18 protein-coding genes are annotated in these 17,465 nt (G+C 51.6%); 7 read left to right on the forward strand and 11 right to left on the reverse strand.

Annotated features, from left to right (window positions below; genetic code table 11):
• Positions 1-148 precede the first annotated feature (148 nt).
• The 3 genes from MKX42_RS32620 to MKX42_RS32630 are packed head-to-tail and all read left to right on the forward strand — an operon-like array spanning position 149 to position 3,511.
• Positions 149-1,330 carry a glycosyltransferase family 4 protein gene (locus MKX42_RS32620; protein ID WP_340757531.1) on the forward strand — a complete coding sequence of 394 codons (1,182 nt, stop codon included), beginning with the start codon at positions 149-151 and terminating at the stop codon, positions 1,328-1,330.
• Positions 1,330-2,436, forward strand: a complete 1,107-nt coding sequence (locus MKX42_RS32625) for a glycosyltransferase (RefSeq protein ID WP_340757532.1) — start codon at positions 1,330-1,332, stop codon at positions 2,434-2,436. Before MKX42_RS32620 ends, MKX42_RS32625 begins: the two co-directional genes overlap by 1 nt.
• The gene (locus tag MKX42_RS32630; protein WP_340757533.1) at positions 2,429-3,511 is read left to right on the forward strand and encodes a mannose-1-phosphate guanylyltransferase; all 1,083 of its coding nucleotides are present in this window, start codon (positions 2,429-2,431) and stop codon (positions 3,509-3,511) included. The genes MKX42_RS32625 and MKX42_RS32630 overlap by 8 nt, the downstream gene beginning before the upstream one ends.
• An 816-nt stretch (positions 3,512-4,327) precedes the next feature.
• Here the strand turns inward: MKX42_RS32630 and MKX42_RS32635 are convergent.
• Positions 4,328-4,564 (reverse strand): DUF6953 family protein, encoded by a 237-nt coding sequence (locus MKX42_RS32635; protein WP_209876251.1) that lies wholly within the window; start codon positions 4,562-4,564, stop codon positions 4,328-4,330.
• 196 nt (positions 4,565-4,760) lie between these two features.
• Here MKX42_RS32635 and MKX42_RS32640 point away from each other — a divergent pair, with 196 nt between their 5' ends.
• Positions 4,761-5,354, forward strand: a complete 594-nt coding sequence (locus MKX42_RS32640) for an RNA polymerase sigma factor (RefSeq protein WP_340757534.1) — start codon at positions 4,761-4,763, stop codon at positions 5,352-5,354.
• The gene (locus MKX42_RS32645) at positions 5,320-6,471 is read left to right on the forward strand and encodes a DUF4179 domain-containing protein (protein WP_340757535.1); all 1,152 of its coding nucleotides are present in this window, start codon (positions 5,320-5,322) and stop codon (positions 6,469-6,471) included. Before MKX42_RS32640 ends, MKX42_RS32645 begins: the two co-directional genes overlap by 35 nt.
• 110 nt (positions 6,472-6,581) lie before the next feature.
• Here MKX42_RS32645 and MKX42_RS32650 read toward each other — a convergent pair whose 3' ends face one another.
• The 3 genes from MKX42_RS32650 to MKX42_RS32660 all read right to left on the reverse strand — a co-directional run bounded on the left by MKX42_RS32650 (position 6,582) and on the right by MKX42_RS32660 (position 9,968).
• Positions 6,582-7,703: a TolB family protein gene (locus MKX42_RS32650; protein WP_340757536.1), complete on the reverse strand. Its 1,122-nt coding sequence runs from the start codon at positions 7,701-7,703 to the stop codon at positions 6,582-6,584.
• Positions 7,704-7,806: 103 nt separating this feature from the next.
• Positions 7,807-9,279: a sensor histidine kinase gene (locus tag MKX42_RS32655; protein WP_340757537.1), complete on the reverse strand. Its 1,473-nt coding sequence runs from the start codon at positions 9,277-9,279 to the stop codon at positions 7,807-7,809.
• The gene (locus tag MKX42_RS32660) at positions 9,276-9,968 is read right to left on the reverse strand and encodes a response regulator transcription factor (RefSeq protein WP_036723597.1); all 693 of its coding nucleotides are present in this window, start codon (positions 9,966-9,968) and stop codon (positions 9,276-9,278) included. Before MKX42_RS32660 ends, MKX42_RS32655 begins: the two co-directional genes overlap by 4 nt.
• A gap of 237 nt (positions 9,969-10,205) precedes the next feature.
• On the opposite strand from MKX42_RS32660, the gene MKX42_RS32665 reads away from it, so the two are divergent.
• Together MKX42_RS32665 and MKX42_RS32670 are read left to right on the forward strand one after the other, a co-directional pair.
• Entirely contained in the window at positions 10,206-10,616 is a 411-nt protein-coding gene (locus MKX42_RS32665) for a hypothetical protein (protein WP_340757538.1), read from the forward strand.
• Positions 10,617-10,724: 108 nt separating this feature from the next.
• Positions 10,725-11,168 (forward strand): SMI1/KNR4 family protein, encoded by a 444-nt coding sequence (locus MKX42_RS32670; RefSeq protein WP_340757539.1) that lies wholly within the window; start codon positions 10,725-10,727, stop codon positions 11,166-11,168.
• A gap of 110 nt (positions 11,169-11,278) precedes the next feature.
• Here the strand turns inward: MKX42_RS32670 and MKX42_RS32675 are convergent, their stop codons facing one another.
• From MKX42_RS32675 to MKX42_RS32705, 7 genes are all read right to left on the reverse strand, one after another.
• Positions 11,279-11,803: a helix-turn-helix transcriptional regulator gene (locus MKX42_RS32675; RefSeq protein WP_340757540.1), complete on the reverse strand. Its 525-nt coding sequence runs from the start codon at positions 11,801-11,803 to the stop codon at positions 11,279-11,281.
• Positions 11,804-11,912: 109 nt separating this feature from the next.
• Positions 11,913-13,040, reverse strand: coding sequence for a DUF4037 domain-containing protein (locus MKX42_RS32680; RefSeq protein ID WP_340757541.1), 1,128 nt, complete (start codon positions 13,038-13,040; stop codon positions 11,913-11,915).
• A gap of 207 nt (positions 13,041-13,247) precedes the next feature.
• Positions 13,248-13,805: a hypothetical protein gene (locus MKX42_RS32685; protein WP_340757542.1), complete on the reverse strand. Its 558-nt coding sequence runs from the start codon at positions 13,803-13,805 to the stop codon at positions 13,248-13,250.
• A gap of 15 nt (positions 13,806-13,820) precedes the next feature.
• Entirely contained in the window at positions 13,821-14,705 is an 885-nt protein-coding gene (locus MKX42_RS32690) for a DegV family protein (protein ID WP_340757543.1), read from the reverse strand.
• 240 nt (positions 14,706-14,945) lie between these two features.
• Positions 14,946-15,170, reverse strand: a complete 225-nt coding sequence (locus MKX42_RS32695; protein WP_340757544.1) for a hypothetical protein — start codon at positions 15,168-15,170, stop codon at positions 14,946-14,948.
• Positions 15,171-15,240: 70 nt separating this feature from the next.
• Positions 15,241-16,254 (reverse strand): S66 family peptidase, encoded by a 1,014-nt coding sequence (locus tag MKX42_RS32700; RefSeq protein WP_340757545.1) that lies wholly within the window; start codon positions 16,252-16,254, stop codon positions 15,241-15,243.
• 100 nt (positions 16,255-16,354) lie between these two features.
• A complete protein-coding gene (locus tag MKX42_RS32705; RefSeq protein ID WP_340757546.1) occupies positions 16,355-17,389 on the reverse strand; it encodes an AI-2E family transporter in 1,035 nt (344 codons plus the stop codon).
• Positions 17,390-17,465 lie beyond the last annotated feature (76 nt).

Genomic DNA, 17,465 nt, shown 5'->3' on the forward strand with positions numbered 1-17,465 from the left:
GACAAGATTAAATGGTCATGTTATAGTTTGGGCAGGAAATTATTTGCAGAAACAAAATTTTATACCACTCATCCCCGGAAAATAAAGCCCGCTTTATTTTCTTTTTTTGTCCCCAAAAGTTCGATAATCAATAGGGAGGCTTTCTATTATGAACCACAGCAACCGCAATAAAAACATTGTTTTCCTGTCCACCAGCCTGCCTAGAGAATGCGGAATCGCTACCTTCACCCAGGATCTGCTGGAAGAGTTCACGAAGCTTGAGGGCTTCAATAAACCGAGGGTCATTGCGATGAACAACAACGGAAATTACCATTACACGGACCAGGTCATGCGGGAAATCAATCAGCAGGAGCTATCCGATTATATAGATTCAGCCCGGGAAATTAATCAGTCGGATACCGATCTGCTGGTCATTCAGCATGAATTCGGCATCTACGGCGGGGAGAGCGGTGAATATCTGCTGCAATTCACCGAGGCGCTTCTTGTCCCCTATGTGGTGATTTTCCATACGGTATTAACCAAGCCTACTCCGAAGCAGCATGAGATCATTACCCGGCTCGCCGAAGGCAGCGTCAAGGTGGTCACGATGGCCCAGTCCACGGTAGATGATCTGATCTCTGTCTATCATATCAACGCCGCCAAAATTGCCTTCATTCATCACGGTGTGCCTTATGTCCAGACAGCTACCCGCGCGGAACTGAAGACCCAGTATCAATTCGGAGACCGCAAAATCCTGTCCACCTTCGGCTTCCTGAGTCCCGGCAAGGGGATTGAATATGCTATAGAAGCTATGAGCGGAGTAGTGAAGCAGCATCCGGACGCGCTCTATATTATCTGGGGCAAGACCCATCCGGTCGTCAAACAGGAGATAGGTGAAGTATACCGTCAAAAGCTGACCGATCTGGTGCATGAATTAGACCTGGTCAATAATGTGCTGTTCGTAGACAAGCTGCTGACCCAGGAAGAGGTCATCGAGTCCCTGGTGATGTCCGATATTTATATGACCCCTTATCTGGGCAAGGAACAGGCCGTCAGCGGAACGCTCGCTTACGGAGTCGGCTATGGCAGAGTGATTATCTCCACTCCTTACCGCTATGCCGAGGAGATGCTTGCCGGAGGCCGCGGCCTGCTGGCGGAATTCCGCGATTCGGCTTCCCTGGAAGCCAGTATTCTGGAGCTGCTGGACAATCCGGCCAAAGTCCGGGATATGGAGCAGCGTACACAAGCACTCGGCAGTACAATGATGTGGAGTGAGGTGGCGAAGACCTATGCCGCCATCTTTCAGGACATTATAGGCCTTGCCACACCGGCTGACCGGAGTGTGATTTAATGCAGACACCTATAGCGTTACAGTTCAGAACTGACTATATGCGCCGGATCACCGATGATACAGGAATCTTTCAGCATACAAAGTTCGGCGTTCCCGACCGTGCCAAAGGCTACACCACCGATGACAATGCGCGGGCTTTAATTGCAGCCGTACTGATGTACAAAAAAAATCCCGATGCCGCTGCCCTCGACCTGATTCATACGTACCTCTCGTTCGTCCATCATGCGCAGACGGAGGAAGGCAACTTCCGGAACTTCATGGATTACAGCCGTTCCTTCCTGGAGGAGCGCGGCTCCGAGGATTGCCAGGGACGCACACTCTGGGCACTGGGGTTCGTACTCTCCTACTCTTCCATTCTGCCGGATAACCTGCTGAATACCTGCCGGTATCTGATCAACCAGGCGCTGCCGCATATCGGCGGAATGCGCTCTCCCCGGGCCTTGGCCTATGCCGTTGTCGGACTTAGCTACCTGCTAAAAACTCCCGGAGCACGCACTTACTCCTTCCCTTATCCGCATACACAAAGCACTGAAGAAGAACAGGCCTTCCTGCCTGAAGCTATGGTTGGCGGGCTGATCGAATCGATCGCCGTCCGGCTGAATGAGCAATACAGGATCACACAAGGCGAAGGCTGGAATTGGTATGAAGACAGCCTTACGTACGGGAACTCGATGCTGCCGTGGGCGCTGCTCAAAGCCTATAAGATCTCCGGTAATCCGGCGCTCAAAGTCACGGCTAAGGACAGTCTGGATTTCCTGATCTCCCGCACCTTCGCACCGGAAGGCTATTACAAGCCCATTGGCAGCCACGGCTGGCTGCTGCGCGGCGGCAACCCTGCGTTATATGATGAACAGCCCATCGAAGCCTGCGAAATGCTGCTGGCCTGCGAGGAAGCGGCCGTTGTGCTGAAGGACCCGGCTTATCTGCAGCGGGCTGACCTGTGCTACGCCTGGTATACAGGGAATAATTCCTTGCAGATCTCCCTGATTGACCCCCAGTCCGGGGCTTGCTACGACGGGATTCACAGCTCGGGACTGAACCTCAATCAAGGATCGGAGAGCATTATCTCCTTCTCGATTGCCCATCTGGTGACCCATCATGGATAAATTCGCAACGATACTTGCAGGCGGGGGCGGCACCCGCTTCTGGCCGCTGTCCAGACAGGAAATCCCCAAGCAGCTGCTGAACATCAGCGGCAACGATATTATGCTGAACGATACCATCGAGCGCTTCAAGGGCATCATCCCGCAGGAGAATACCGTTATTGTAACGAACCGCACCCAGGCGGTCCTGCTGGAGAGCATTATGCACAGCAGTGTACAGAAGAGCAATATTCTGATCGAGCCTGTGGCCCGTAATACTTCAGCAAGTATTCTGTTCGCCGCCTTCTCCATAGAGCAGCTGAGTGAAGGAGATTCCTTGATGGTGGTCCTGCCTTCCGATCACTATATTACCGATGAGCCGCAGTTCCGGCTAACGCTGGATGAAGCCTGCACCGTCGCGATGGAGAGTGATGCCATCGTCACCATCGGGATCAAACCGACCTTCCCGTCCACCGGCTACGGATACATCGCTTATGACAAGGAGCCGATTGCAGTCAAGCCGGTTGCTGTATACGATGTGGCCGAATTTGTGGAGAAACCGGATTTTAAGAAGGCACAGGGGTATCTGGCCTCCGGCAATTATCTCTGGAACAGCGGGATCTTCATCTGGAAGACTTCGGTCATTATCGATAACTTCAAGCGCTACCTGCCGCGGCTGTACAATACCATGCTGCCGATCCGCGATGCACTCGGTACAGATCAGGAGCAGGAGACCCTTAACCGGATCTATCCGCTGCTGCAGAACATCTCCATTGACTACGGCATTCTCGAGCGTTCCGACGAGGTAGTGGTCCTGTCCGGCCAGTTCGGCTGGAATGACATCGGCAGCTGGGACGCACTTGGTTCCATCTTCCCGCCTGACGATGAAGGAAACATCATCAAAGCGAATCATGTCGGCATCGACACCCGCAATTCCATCATCTATGGCAACGGGCGGCTGATCACCACTATCAGCGTAGACGGCTTCATCATCGCCGACACGGGGGATGCCATCATGATCTGCCCTAAGGACAAGGCGCAGTCCGTCAAAGACATTGTGGATCTGCTCAAGGACAAGGGCATGCTGGAATATGTATAGGCGATGACACCCGCAGAATGAAGACTTCTTACTATGATGGAGAGCTTCCTAGTAGATCGTCAGATTTAAAAAGGTGGAACAGATGCAATTCCCCTTCAAAATATCATCTTTTCCAAGCGGGGGTTGTTCTTCAGGGACGTTTGGCTTAGCGTAACGGACTGAGGCGCTCTTATTAAGTAAGAAAGTCGTCACTTGGGGGGGGGGGAACGGACCCCATGAAGCTTATCTCCTGCAATTCAGCTCCGAAACGTCTCGTAGAGAGGCGATAAGGTCGCCTGAGTCCGTTACGCTGCAAAAGGTGGCGTTCTCGTGGGGATAAGGCCTCTCCGGTCCGTTAGATTTTGGGATGGAGTTTCGCAAGCTTATCCACCCTATTGAATCTGATGCTGCGATTGTGTTCCGTTTTTCGTATACATTTGGGCGGATTACCTTGGCACCAGCACAATGTGTTCTCTTTTTCGCATACATCTGGTCCAATGACTTCGCTCTTTAAGTTCTTCATACCTTATCGCTCCTACTCACCCTTTTAAATCTGACACTGTACTAGTAGCACGGTAGGCACAAATGTTGTACGTTATACAATTTTGATTCCTCTATAGCTGTGTTTTTGTTGGACTGTTGTAGAAATTGCAGGATTCGCCCTGCTAAACCGGATGAACAAGTGAAAATACTGCCTTCTTTACAACAATCTTGGATTTGGGCCAATGTAATGAGGAGAATGTTGTATTAAGGGCAGGAATATAACAAAAGGGAGCACTGCTATTACAGCATGCTCCCTTTGTTATATTCTTATGGGCAACCTCTACTCGCCCAGCCTCAGGTCCAGGCCCACAGGAACCCGTCGCGGTCCCAGGCAATCCGGCCGCCATGCAGCTTGCGGAAGGCCTTCTTCACTTCCTTAGATAACGAGGCATTGCCATTCTCATTCACGAATACAAACTGTTCACCGAAATTCGCCTTCACATATTCAATCGCAGCGGTCTGGTATAACGTCCCTGTGAACTTGATCTCCTTCACCATCCACTCCGCTACTTCCTGTGCGGTTACTTCCATTGGGGGTACTGCTCCTTCCTGTTCATCCTGCTTGCACATTCCTCCATTATACCATGAATCCCGCCGGTCGATTCCGCCATTCCAGTCCGAACAACTCCTCTTTTTGTGATTTCCCCATCACTCCTATTTCTGATTGTGTCACAATACGCTACACTTCGATTGTTATATAGGTATCCAACCACAGGAGGTGAGGTAAGTGCAATTAACCGTCCCCGGGGAAGCGGACGAACGAAGCTTAATGATCGAGCAGGCTGTAGAGGCTGTGAAGGCCGGAGACAAGCACTCGTACGAGATCATCATTAAGCGGTTTCAACGCCAGATTTATACCTATTGCTTCTATATTCTCAAAGACCATACCGAAACAGAAGATGCCGTTCAGGAAATCTTCATCCGCGCCTATGCGAACCTTCACCGCTATGGCAGCAGCACTTCCTTCTCAGCCTGGCTGTACAAGTTGGCCTACCACCATTTAATCAATTTGAAGAAAAAACAAAGCCGCTGGCTTAGATTAGTAGAGCATTACAGGGAGCAGCAGTGGCAGGAGCAGGTCCCGGCAAGTGAATCGGTAACCTCCGAGCTAATGGCCTGTCTGACCACAGAGGAACGCCACATCCTGCTGCTTAAGGCGGTAGAGCAGTACACCTTCGAAGAGATCAGCGGGATTATGGGGATCAAGGCCAACACAGTCCGCAAAAAATACGAACGGCTGCGCAAAAAGCTGCTGGAGCGTGCCGGCCAAAAAGGAGCGAGGATGCATGGAACAATATCAGGTGCGAACAAGACATCCTGAGATGGATGCCATTGAACAACAGATTCGGGAGTCCGTTAAGCCAAGACCGGAATTAAGCAGGATCATTATGAATAAGATTGGAGAGATTGAAATGAGCAGCATCACAAGATCAAGAGGTTCTAAGACCAGACCGGGGTTCATCAAAAAAACAGCTATCGCCGCCACCATCGCCGGGGTACTAGGCGCAGGCGTTCTGGGTGCAGGCTTCGTGTCACCGGCAATGGCAGATACGCTTAAGAAAATTCCGGGGATCGGCATCCTGTATCAGGGAACCAGCCCGCAGTCGGTGGAGCTGGCCATGAGTCAGGGGATCTTATCCCAGCCCGGACTGAGCGTTACCCATGACGGGGTTACCCTGAGGCTGACCGATCTGCTCTATGACGGAACGCGGCTGAGCTTCCAACTGGAGCATGAGGGTGGGCTGGATCTGTCCGGCGAAGCTTCTATGGGGCAGTTGATTGAGCCGCCGGTCGTCTTGGCTGACGGGCAGAAGATTAAGTTCACTTCGGGAGGATTCGGTGATATTCCTTATCAGGATAATGCCTATCTCGGAGAGCTGTCAGGTGATCTGAATCTGCCGGATGCCTTCACGCTGACAATTCAGGCCAAGGTCAAGCAGGTGAATGAAATCTTTGAATTCTCGGCCCCGGTCAAAATCATGGATAACGCCCTGGTGCTTACTCCGAATATCACCAAAACCGAAGGCTCCTTCAGCTACACGGTGGAGCAATTGAAGGTCACCCCGGTATCCACCCGCCTGGTTCTGAGCAGCCAGGGTGAGGTTCCGCAATCCGCAGAGCAGACCGGCGACTATCATGCCAGCATGATGTACTATGAGCTTGTAGATGACCAGGGCAATTCGATTGACCCGAATCAATACGGATTCTATAACAGCAAGCCAAAGACGGAATATCATCTGAATGAGCTGTATCCTCCTTTTGCCGCCACGCCAAAGGCCATCACGATCAAGCCGTACACACTGACGGTGAAGAACGATGACTTCAGCATTGTCGGGCAGAAGCATGACAGTATAGGTAACTTCCTGCCGGGACGCGAGAGCAAGGGCACACGGACGTATCTGAAGAATCTGGAGACCACGATCACCCTCCAGCCTTAGTACATTAGTTCCCGCCGTCAAGCTGTTCATTTTCTAAAAAAGCAAGGCTGTCCAGGTAGCCCTCATACGGCTGATCCTGGGCAGCCTTTTGCTTTTGGCGTATAAAAGAGCTACGACAGGCTGACCACGTAGGTCAGAAACTGATAGATATTATCCTTCAGCACCGTAGCTGTCGCCAGCAGCTTCTTGCCGGACGGACTCCAGTGGAGAGGGTCAGCCAGATGAAAATCATTCAGCACAGGGGTCTGCTCTCCGGTCTCCACCTCGGTAATGAACAGGTCCTGCTGGTCATCCGTTGAACCGGCCGCCGTCACTGCATAAGCCAGCAGCTTGCCGTCCGGCGACCAGCTGGTGCCGAAGATCTGCTGCCCAGAAGCTAACTTAGACTGCTCATTGCCCTCGCTGTCACAGAGCTTCAGCGTCATCTCTCCGCGTCCGATACGCTCGACAATCGCCATCTGACTTCCGTCCGGAGAAGGAACCGCCCAGATCACATTCTTTCGCAGCACCTTGGTCTGCTTCGTCGCTGTGTCATAGGTGCTAAGCTGGCTGTCTTCACCTGTAACATAGAGAATCCGGCTGCCGGTCTGAACCACCTCATGCACATACGGGATGCCCGTCTTCACGATCGTCTCCTGCTCGCCGGTTAGATCTGCACTTAGAATATTGCCTTCCATATCAGGAAAAATTACATGCGTGTCATCCGCCCACTTTCCTTCCTCCACCCGAAACTCTGCATCGCTTACCTTCACCGGTGCACCCCCGGACAGATCCATAATATAACCGAATCCTGTGATGTCATGCAGCTCCTTGAAGAAGACATGCGTCTTGTCCGGGGAGATTTGTGGTGCGCCAACATTCAGCTCTCCAACCTGGAGCGGAGCTTCCTCACCTGTGGACAGGGTATGCAGATAGAGATTCAGCGGATACCGTTCCTGTCCTTCAATCACCTGCGAGGGAAGACTACGGTTCTCCTTGGTCATTACCATTACATCCTCACCGGCAAAATCCGTCCCCCGCACACCCTCCACCTTCTGTATGCCCTCAAGCTTCAGCTTTGTGTAGACCGGTTCGCTGATATTGTCGAGGACTGTAATTTTGCGGCCTGCCTTCTCAACAACCTCACGTGTATCTGTGTTCTCAGTACTACAGGCAGTAACCGATAGCAGAACAGCTCCGCAGAGCAGAATGCTCCAGATCTTGCCCCAGGCTCTTTGGCTCAAATGATTCATTCAGGCTTCCCTCCAGCTCATCGCTCACGTTGCCTCTTCAGCATACCGGACGCTTATTTCCAGACCGCATCGCAAATATCTCCAACTTGTAAACATTATCCCTTCAGGTCACCAGCGGAAAAGACAGCTCAAACGCCGCCCCTTCGCCTGAGCCTTCCAGCAAAACAATGGTTCCGCCCTGCTTCTCCACCAGATTACGTACCAACGAGAGACCAAGCCCTGTGCCGCCCGAGGCTCTGGAACGGTCACGGTTGACCGTATAGAAGGCTTCGAAGATCTTCTCCCGTGACGCCTCCGGAATGCCGATGCCGGAATCCTGCACAGTAATCCATACCCGCTGCTCCCTGATCTCGCTGTGCAGATGAATACTCCCCTGCGGGACATTATATTTGATCGCATTGTCCAGCAGATTGATGAAGATATGCATGAAGCTCTCCCGGTCAATCCAGATATGCGCGGGCTTAATGTCAAGCGTGACTGTGAGACCGTAGCGCTCCGCCTTGCCTTTCATCCGTCCGCAGATATCGCGCAGCGTACTCTCAACCTCCAGCAGCTCTGCCTGGGATTCAAAATCATACTTCTCCAGCGCCGTCAATTGCAGCACCTTCTCCACCATCTCGTACAGCCGCTCTGTCTCCTTGGCAATACTCAGCTTGGCATCATGCAGCAGCTTGGGGTCATCGTCATACATATTCAGCAGATCAACATACGCCTTAATCGAGGTCAGCGGCGTCTTGAATTCATGGCTGATGTTCCCGATGTACTGCTTCTGCTGCTGCTCCAGCGCCTGAAGCTTCTCCACGGCCAGCTGGAGCTTGCGCCGTTCCTCATCCTTGGCGGCAATGCTGCGCTCGATCTCCCGGCTCATGAAGTAGATGCCCTCGGCCAGCTCCCCCAGCTCATCCTTACGCCGCACCGGCGGAGCCGTGATATAGTTGGCACCGCGGATATCCTCCGCCGCCTTCTTCAGCCGCCCGATGGAGGCAGCCGCACGGTTGAAATACAGATACCCGAGGATGAAGCTGAACACCAGCACCGCGCCGCCTGTCGTCAGGAACAGATTCAGCAGTGTCTGCTGGAAGCTGCGGTCGCCCTCCAGGGAATACTGCAGCTGCACCACGCCCATCTGCCCCTCCGGCCCTTGCAGCGGGGCCAGGTAGAACAGCTTGTCGCCTTCACTCTGGTAGGCGACTTTATTGCGCAGCGCGTAGTCCAGCGCTGTGCTGAGATCCGGCTTGCCCGGACCCTGCCCAGGCTCGCCTTGCGCCGAGGTGCCCGCCTGCTGGCCCTGGCTGTCGTACAGGGTCACCTCCAGGCCGGTGAATCCGGCCAGCTCGGCAGCCAGCGCCTTGCCGCGCTGCTGCATGAAGACCTGCGGCGTAAGGCGCGCACCGGTATAGTAAGTCTGCTTCACGCGCAGATTGACTGTGTTGACATGCTGGGCCAGATTATGCTCTGTCTGGCCCTGCTCATTGCGCTCCACGCCGCGCAGAACGAAGTAGCTCAGCACGCCGACGGCCAGAATCAGCAGCACCGCCAGAAACAGGCTGAACTTCAGCTTGATGCTGATTCTCATGAGTAGCTCCCCGCTGGCACTGCCTTATAGCCTACACCGTAGACGGTTTGCAGGATATTCTGATAGGGCTCGCCCAGCTTTTTGCGCAGCCGCTGGATATGAATATCTACGGTGCGCGTTCCCCCAGCATAGTCCATATCCCAGACCTGCTCCAGCAGTTCCTCGCGCATATACACCCGCTGCGGGTGCGAGAGCAGCAGATGCAGCAGATCGAATTCCTTCGGGGTCAGCTCCAGCGGCTCCCCGCCAAGCTCGGCGCTGCGCCGGTCCGGGTGAACCTGCAAGAGGCCGTATTCGATCAGCTCACTGCGGACCTCAGCCGTATTCTTCTCCAGCCGGCGCAGCAGCGCCTTCACCCGGGCCAGCAGCTCGCGAATCTCGAAGGGCTTGGTCATATAATCGTCTGCACCCAGCTCCAGACCGACAATTTTATCCACAATATCATTCTTGACAGTCAGCAGGATGATTCCAATATCATCCCGGTCCTCCAGCTTGCGGCAGACATCATAACCGCTCAGCTTCGGCATCATTACATCCAGCACCAGCACATTCGGACGGAAGGTATTCGCCTTGCTTAGCGCTTCCTCCCCGTCACCGGCAGTATCCACCTCATAGCCTTCACGCCGCAGCGCGTAGGCAATCGCACTCACAATGGCCGGTTCGTCATCGACGACCAGTATTTTTTTCATAGTCGGTTCATCCTTCCGCTCTCGCTTGTTCGGTCCGGTAATGCCCTTCAAGAATAACGCAGATGAAGAAGCCGGAGCAAGGAACCGGCAGAGCCAAGCAAAGTTTAGGTTATCTTTAAGAAGACTTAAGCTTCATTTCAGTATTATTGGGTAAACTGTACTTAGCTGAAGTTCACTAGCCGCCGTACATGATGAACCTTGATCCATATAACCAATTACGAAAAGAGGATTATACACATGAATATAAAACATATGAATATTAAACGTGTAATGATTGTAGGAACCATGATTGTAGCCATGTCGTTCGGAGGAACGGCCTGGGGCAAGCCGGCTTTACATACCCTTCCTGTCGCCAAATGGTCCACCTCTGATGTGGCCGATACCGATGAGCTGCTGGATGCCCTGAACCTGAACCCTACCTCTGACGAAGAACTGTACGACGCCTTATATGAAGGCAAGTCCCTGCGTAACATCGCAGAAGAGAATGGCGGCAACGTGACCCAGGTCATCAACCTGCAGGTTAAGCAACTGACCCAGCAGCTCGAAGCGAGACTCGCCAGCGGCAGCATCACCCCGCAGCAGTTCAACGAACAGAAGGCCGAGCTCAGGGAGATCGTGGCGCAGAGTGTCGAAACTTCGTTTGGGTGAGTGAAGCATTTGAAATAGCGAATATCCACAAGAGCGGCACCCGGGCTATTGACTCGGGTGCCGCTCTTGTTATGATGAATAGATATTCTTTAAAGAGGAGGATTAGCTATGAATGATGCGCTAATGGAACGCTTGCAGCTTTTTTTGACAAAAGAGGGGAATCAGAGTCTGCTCGGCATACCGGCAACCGAGGAACAAATCGCTGAGGCAGAGAAGCAGCTGGGTCTGAAGCTGGATCAGGATTATGTTCAATTCATCCGAAGCTTTGGCGGCGCCTATGCCGGACTATCCGTACACGCCTTCAGCAACGGTTCCTCCATCGGGCGGGAGAGTGTGACCGAGTTAACGTTGTCCTTCCGCGAGGATTACAAGGATACCCCTATGAGCGGGCTGCTTGCACGAAGCACAGTCTTCTCCATGGACGGCTCAGGCAACCCGATCCTGCTTGACCCCGAAGGCCGCGTACTGCTCATCGACCATGATAACGGGGATTACGAGGTGATCGCAGAATCGTTTGCTGCGCTGATTGAAGAGAATTTTATGGAGTGGTAGCTTTCCTTGCACCTAATTCAAATCCAGTGAATCAAACAGATAAATATGCTGACAGGCTGTTCATATACATGCCCACCAGGATGTATTGGCAAAACCCACCGGGCAGAAACCTAATCCTTACGGTTGATGTCCCACGCTCCCATAGAGCAGAACTCGACCTTAAGGCTGGATGTGCCTGTAATATCTTCGAGAATCGGTACAATCAAATTGGAATAGCGGTGATATAACCATTCTGAAGCAAAACGGCTCGGACTGTAGACGCAGTAAGTCTCCCCCAACTGCTTCCCCTTCGTGCCCTTGAACCAGGTGTTGAAGCTGGGTGGTGAGATGCGGCCTTGGATACGCTCCAAGGCCGCAGTCCAGACCTCATCCGGCAGCTCGATGGGAGGGCTTACAATTTTCTCAGAAGCTGAACCGCCGCCAACACTCCCCCCTAATAGAAGCTCCTCCACCGACACCCCGAAGACCTGTCCAAGCTTCAGCAACACCCCGATATCGGGCAGGCAGTCACCCTGCTCCCACTTGGAAACCGCCTGATGGCTTACGCCAACTAAGCTGGACAGCTCTATTTGGGTCAGGGATAGCCCCTTCCTTAAGTTCAATATATTCTGCCCGGCTTTGTTATTATCTATCAATGCGACGACACCTCCACTCTACTATCACTCAACACAGCCAATAGTAGCATAGAGGGGCAGATATCGAAATCGAGTGTAAGTTGAATAATGCTTCTCCCCCTCTGCAACCTTAGGTTGCAAAAGCTATACAATCATATCCCCCACCCCAGTTCTCTCTATCAGACCTGACACTGTATATTGACTTGAATTTGGAGTAATGATCCGCCCAGATCAAAAGCTGCTCACTTGTAATGAACTGATCCAGCGCACCCGGCATTTCAAGCTGCTGAAGTTCTTCGGGCAACGTAGCGAATAGAGCATTCTCCAAATTGATATAAGCATAGGATTGTAAGCCTCTTGCGTAGAAAATGGAGGGTTGAAGCACAATATGATCCGTCAGCTTCATCGCGTTATGTTGATTCACTAATTCCGTTAATACCTCTTCAATTTGCCCCACCGCCCTTGTAACAGAGGGTTCCAGCAAGATGGCTTCAAGCTGCTTGGTTTGCCTGCTGACCTCAGGGCTGATCTGCGCCAGCTCCCTGAACATCCATTTGTAGGTTCCAGGCCGGAGCCTTTTGTTATAGAGAAAAATCAATTGAACTGCCTGCTCCACCATGCGGTTGATGAGCAACCTGGCCGACAACGGTTCGTTCCGGAGGTCTGCAAGTCCTGCCACATACAGCTGCCGGAATGAACTCCAGGCATATTTCAATTTGTACCGCCATACCTCATCGGGCAGATAAGCCAGTCCTCTTCGCACTTCTGTCATTTCCCCAACGGAATCTGTAAACATCCTTCCCCTTGTCCACTCCAGCAATTTCTGCTCGGGAATGACTAACCATTCGTATAAGGATGGATATGGGGCTTGCAGTCCCAACTGGATGCGCATGTGCCGGGAGACGCTGGTAATTGCAATATGATGAAGGTTGTTGTGCCCATTGTAGGGTACAAGCACCTCATGAGATTCATCTACCGAAAACCGGGAGGGATACCCTTTGAACAAGGCTGGCACCTCTTCATCGAATGCTTGGTCAAGGCCTACAGCATATTTATCGTAATCCGAGTCCAGCAGCCAAATGTAGCACCTCGCCCCCCATTCATGATCTCTGGAAAGAACGTCATCATAACCTAGAACATCCGAACCATATCCTATCAATCCGGCAGCATGCTTCTCCACTAGTTGCGGGTAACGTCTGGCTATCAGCGGCCTCACAATCTCCCAATAGAACTTTTCACTCAAGTCTAAACCCTTCATTTGCAGACTCCATTTCATGTAGCAGTGCGCACTCACATTTTGTTTTACCGGTAACCTTATGTTAACACTTCGCCCATAAATTACTAGACTATTCATTTGAATTCTGTTATCATTTAGATTGAAGTCTTGATAATAATACTATTCCATTAAAAAACGGCTGGTCAGGTTCCCCTGATCCAGCCGTTTTCTGGTTACTTCGATACTACATTATCGGGCCCAGCTCCGCTCACTCAGATACCGGCTAACCGCCCCATCGCTCCAGACATGCGCTTCGACGTACCGCTCGGGACCGTATTTTCCGTCATTGTTCCAGTTCTGCGGTAACCCGTACTTGTCAATGATGCTCACAATCTCGGAATAGGTATACAGGGTGTGCCTGTACTCTTTGCCATCGTTAATCAGCGGGCTGAAGGTCGGCATGGAGTCTCCATAGGTAAAAGAAATCGTGTTCACATCAAATTCCTCAACCGGAATCTTGAGGAATGCGCCATTCTCGAACCATGTACTTAGCCACGGACTATGTTCAACTACCATATAGTGCGGGGAGGACCGCTGGACAAGACCGCCTTTACGAATAAATTCCGCCCGGATGATGGTCTCGCAGTTCCGCCGATTGTCTATATACTTATCGTTTCTTTGAGCGCTCTGGGCCTTGGGCTTGGTCTGCTTAATCGTCTCCAGCACGGCCCTCGCCTGATCGCCCGGTAAATCGGATAGGCTGACAAACGGACCCACAGATGCATCATAATAATGATATAAGAACATCGTTCCGCTCCTTTTCTAGAGCACAGACTCCAGCACTTCATCCTCAGCCTCAATACTATTCAGGGCCGTACGGTTAATCCAAGACAGCGCCAGTGTTCCCTCGCCCATATGAGCACCTACCACCGGGACAAAGGTCATAATCTCTGTACGCACCGAAGGGGACATGGCCTTAATGGCCCACTCCAGGCTTAGCGCCTCTTCTTTATTGTTGGCGTGCATAATACATACATCCTGGAAGCGGCCGATTTCCTCCTGGATGGTCTCCAGCAGCTTTTGCTTCGTCTTCTTGAAGGTGCGAATTTTATCAACGACGACAATTTTGCCCTCATCGAACCGCAGAAGCAGATGAATCCGCATCAGTTGGCCCAGCAGGAACTGAGAGCCGGAGAGCCGTCCGCTGCGGTGCAGCTGGCTCAGGCTGGCCGGGATGATATAGAAGGACATTTCCTCGATGATATTATCAATTCTGTTCTTGATCTCCTGTGCAGAACAGCCTGACTGCTGCCAGTGAATACCGCGCAGTAGCATCTCACGAATGGGGTATGCGCCTACTTTGGAATCGATACCAATTACGTTCACTCCAGCAATATCTGCCGCCTGCATCGAGGTGTTGAAGGTTCCGCTAAGCTCGGAGGAGCAGTGGATCGCAATAATCTCGTCATACTCTTCCTTCAGGCGCTCGTATAATTCCACGAATTCGCCAATCGGCGGCTGGGAGCTGCCTACCTTGTCATGCTGACGCATTTTGTCATAGAACTGATCGGCGTTAATATCTATATTTTCTCTATAACATTCATTATTGACGATTAGACGGAGGGGGACGATATACACATGGTTATTCATAGCGAATTCAGTATCAATGGTGCTGGTGCTGTCAGTCACCCAGGCGATGGATTTCATAGTCACTACTCTCTTTCGTGAGGGATTCACTGCTCAGGAATCGGCAGCTATAGCTGTCTGTATATTCATAAATTATACAGGATGCCAAGCCATTCGTAGAGCATTCCTTGAATAATCCCAGCACTTTTTTTCAACTAAATTCGACATAAATTCACATTATATATGACGAATATACCTGTTGTAGAGAGGTTTGATTATGGTATGAGAAGAGTGAAATTTAGAGTCAGTACAGGCAACATCCTAATATCCAACCAAGGTCCTTAACGTGTTCACATTCTCCTGCAGGAACGTTTGATTCTTGTCCACACCCCGGTTACGGCACCACACAATGGAGGCGAATGCATCGTATAGATCATATAACGGCAGGACTCTTTCCAGATCCAGTATAGGCCGGATTGATTGCACACCCTCTATATTTGAAACGTTCAACTTAAGCCTGTCTATAACGTGATGAATAACGCTCATAGATTACCTCCTGAAGCTAGTTTGTCAGGCTGGCCTGACTTAGCGATCTCGCGGCTCCATAGAATATCCTCTAATCCCGGAAGTACTGCGTCACCGTTCCCTTGCCTGCCCCAACCTCTACCTCTGCAAAAGCGCCGTTCACCAAAGTAACCTGCGGCGGCAGATGTCCGCAGTCGATGTCGTAGGCGACCGGCAGGCCCAGCTCATCGGCCAGTTCCTGGTAGACATCCTCAACGGTGTACCCGTCCATAGGGCGGCCTGCCGCGCTGCGGCCGAACATCAGGCCGCTGCTATGCTCGAACCAGCCGGCCAGCTTCATCTGTACGAGAGAACGGCGCAGATCGACGACCGACAGCTCGCAATTCTCTAAGTACCACAGAATCGGCTCATTATGGATATAGTGCTGCTGGAAGTACCTCACCTCTCCATATGGCGTGCCGATCAGATGACGGATAACGTCAATACAGCCGCCCAGCAGTCTTCCCTGCATGGTGATGGGCTGATTCCCCACAGTCCTCCAGCTAGTAGCTTCTGTAAGGTTGAACACATGGGGCGACGGCTCGCCTCCCCATTCCAGCTGATATTGCTGTGAGGATTGCTGAAGTACAGCGCCGCCGCTTGGCGTAGACAATACCTTGTCCCACATGGCGGTTGTCGGGTCTGTCTCTTGTCCCCGGAGATCAATGAAGTTCGTGCCATGGGCAGTGGCAATCCCCGTCTTCAGAGTGACAGCCAGCAGCAGCACACTGATATCGGAATACCCGAGAATCCATTTACACTTCATCTTGCTGAAATCCACTTGCTCCAGCATCTCGATCAGCAGCTCCCCGCCCCAGGGAGGCACGACGAGTCCGATGGACTCATCGGCCATCATCGCGTTGAATTCAGCAGCACGTACAGCAGCCGGGGCCGATTTGGCCTTCTCCTGTGTCCACGCTGTGGGTCCGCAGACTACGCCGTATCCACTTTTTTGCAGACGTTCTATAGCCAGCTCAAGCAGTTCACGAAGCTCCTCTCCCACTCCTGATGAGGGCGCGGTTACACCAATAACGGCTCCTGCTTCTAATTCCGGATATCTGATCATCTGGTTATTCCTCCTGTATCTTAATATAAAAAGGCGATACCCGAACCTTGAGCAGGTTGAATATCACCTATGCGTACTACAGTTTATATAATTGGCTGCATCATTCCAGAGAAGGCTTATTATCCCGGCTGATATCCAGGATATCCAGGAAAAAGACAAAGATCGGAATCCCGAGAATCAGTCCCCATACCCCGATATAATGCTCGGAGAACAGCAGTACTACGAGCGTGTAGAACATCGGCAGATTCATTTTGGAGGACATCAGCTTCGGGTTCAGGAAGTAGCCTTCAATGACATGCAGAATGGCAATCATCACCAGAATGTTAATCGTCAGCACCAGTCCGCCCGTGTTATAGCCGATGATACACAGCGGAATCAGTGAAATGACAAAGCCGACGACCGGAATCAGGCTAAGCATGAAGATCATAATGGAGAGGGCGAACAGATACGGGAATGGCTGGAAAAAGAAGCCAAGCACCCACAGCCCGACCACCGTAAACAAAGTATTGAACAGCGCAATCAGAATCTGCGCTTCAATGACCTTGCCGAAGGAGGAGATGAACTTTCTGCCGAAATACTCAAGCTCCACATAGAACCAGGAGATCTTGCTGTCTCTCAAACGGGAGGTGAAGCTGACGATCCGGTTCTTCTCCAGAATGAACACAAGGCTTAGAATCGTGGACAGGACGAAGGTGGTGCCCCAGTTGCTGATTTTGAAGACATATTCGATCCCCTGATTCAAATAGCTCTGATAATTGAGCTCCTTGACCTTTCGGAACAAGTACTGCATAATTTCATTCTGCGGAATATCATCGGAGGTCAGCGTACCGAGAAAGGTGGTTAACTGCTTGATCTGCGAGAATACCTTGGGCATATATTTGACGAGTGCCATGACGATCATGCTGATCAGCGCCACATACAGTATAATGATGATGACCTTGCTGTTCACCTTCACGAATTTGCCGATCCGCTTGCTCAGCAGCACCTGAAAGCTATTCATTACATAAGCAATCAGGAAGGTCAGCAGCACCAGATTCAGCATATCCCTGATACTGTACAGCAGCAGTCCAATCAATCCCAGAATCAAGAAGCGCCGGACTGTTAAATTGGCGACATAACGCTTGAATACTTCCATTGTTCCCTTGTTCCTCTCCATTCGCTGACAGATAAGATTTTTATTATAGTGTACCGTACTGAAAACAATTATAGCA

Origin of the sequence: Paenibacillus sp. FSL R7-0204 (assembly GCF_038002225.1) — a bacterium.
Classification (GTDB): domain Bacteria; phylum Bacillota; class Bacilli; order Paenibacillales; family Paenibacillaceae; genus Paenibacillus_AQ.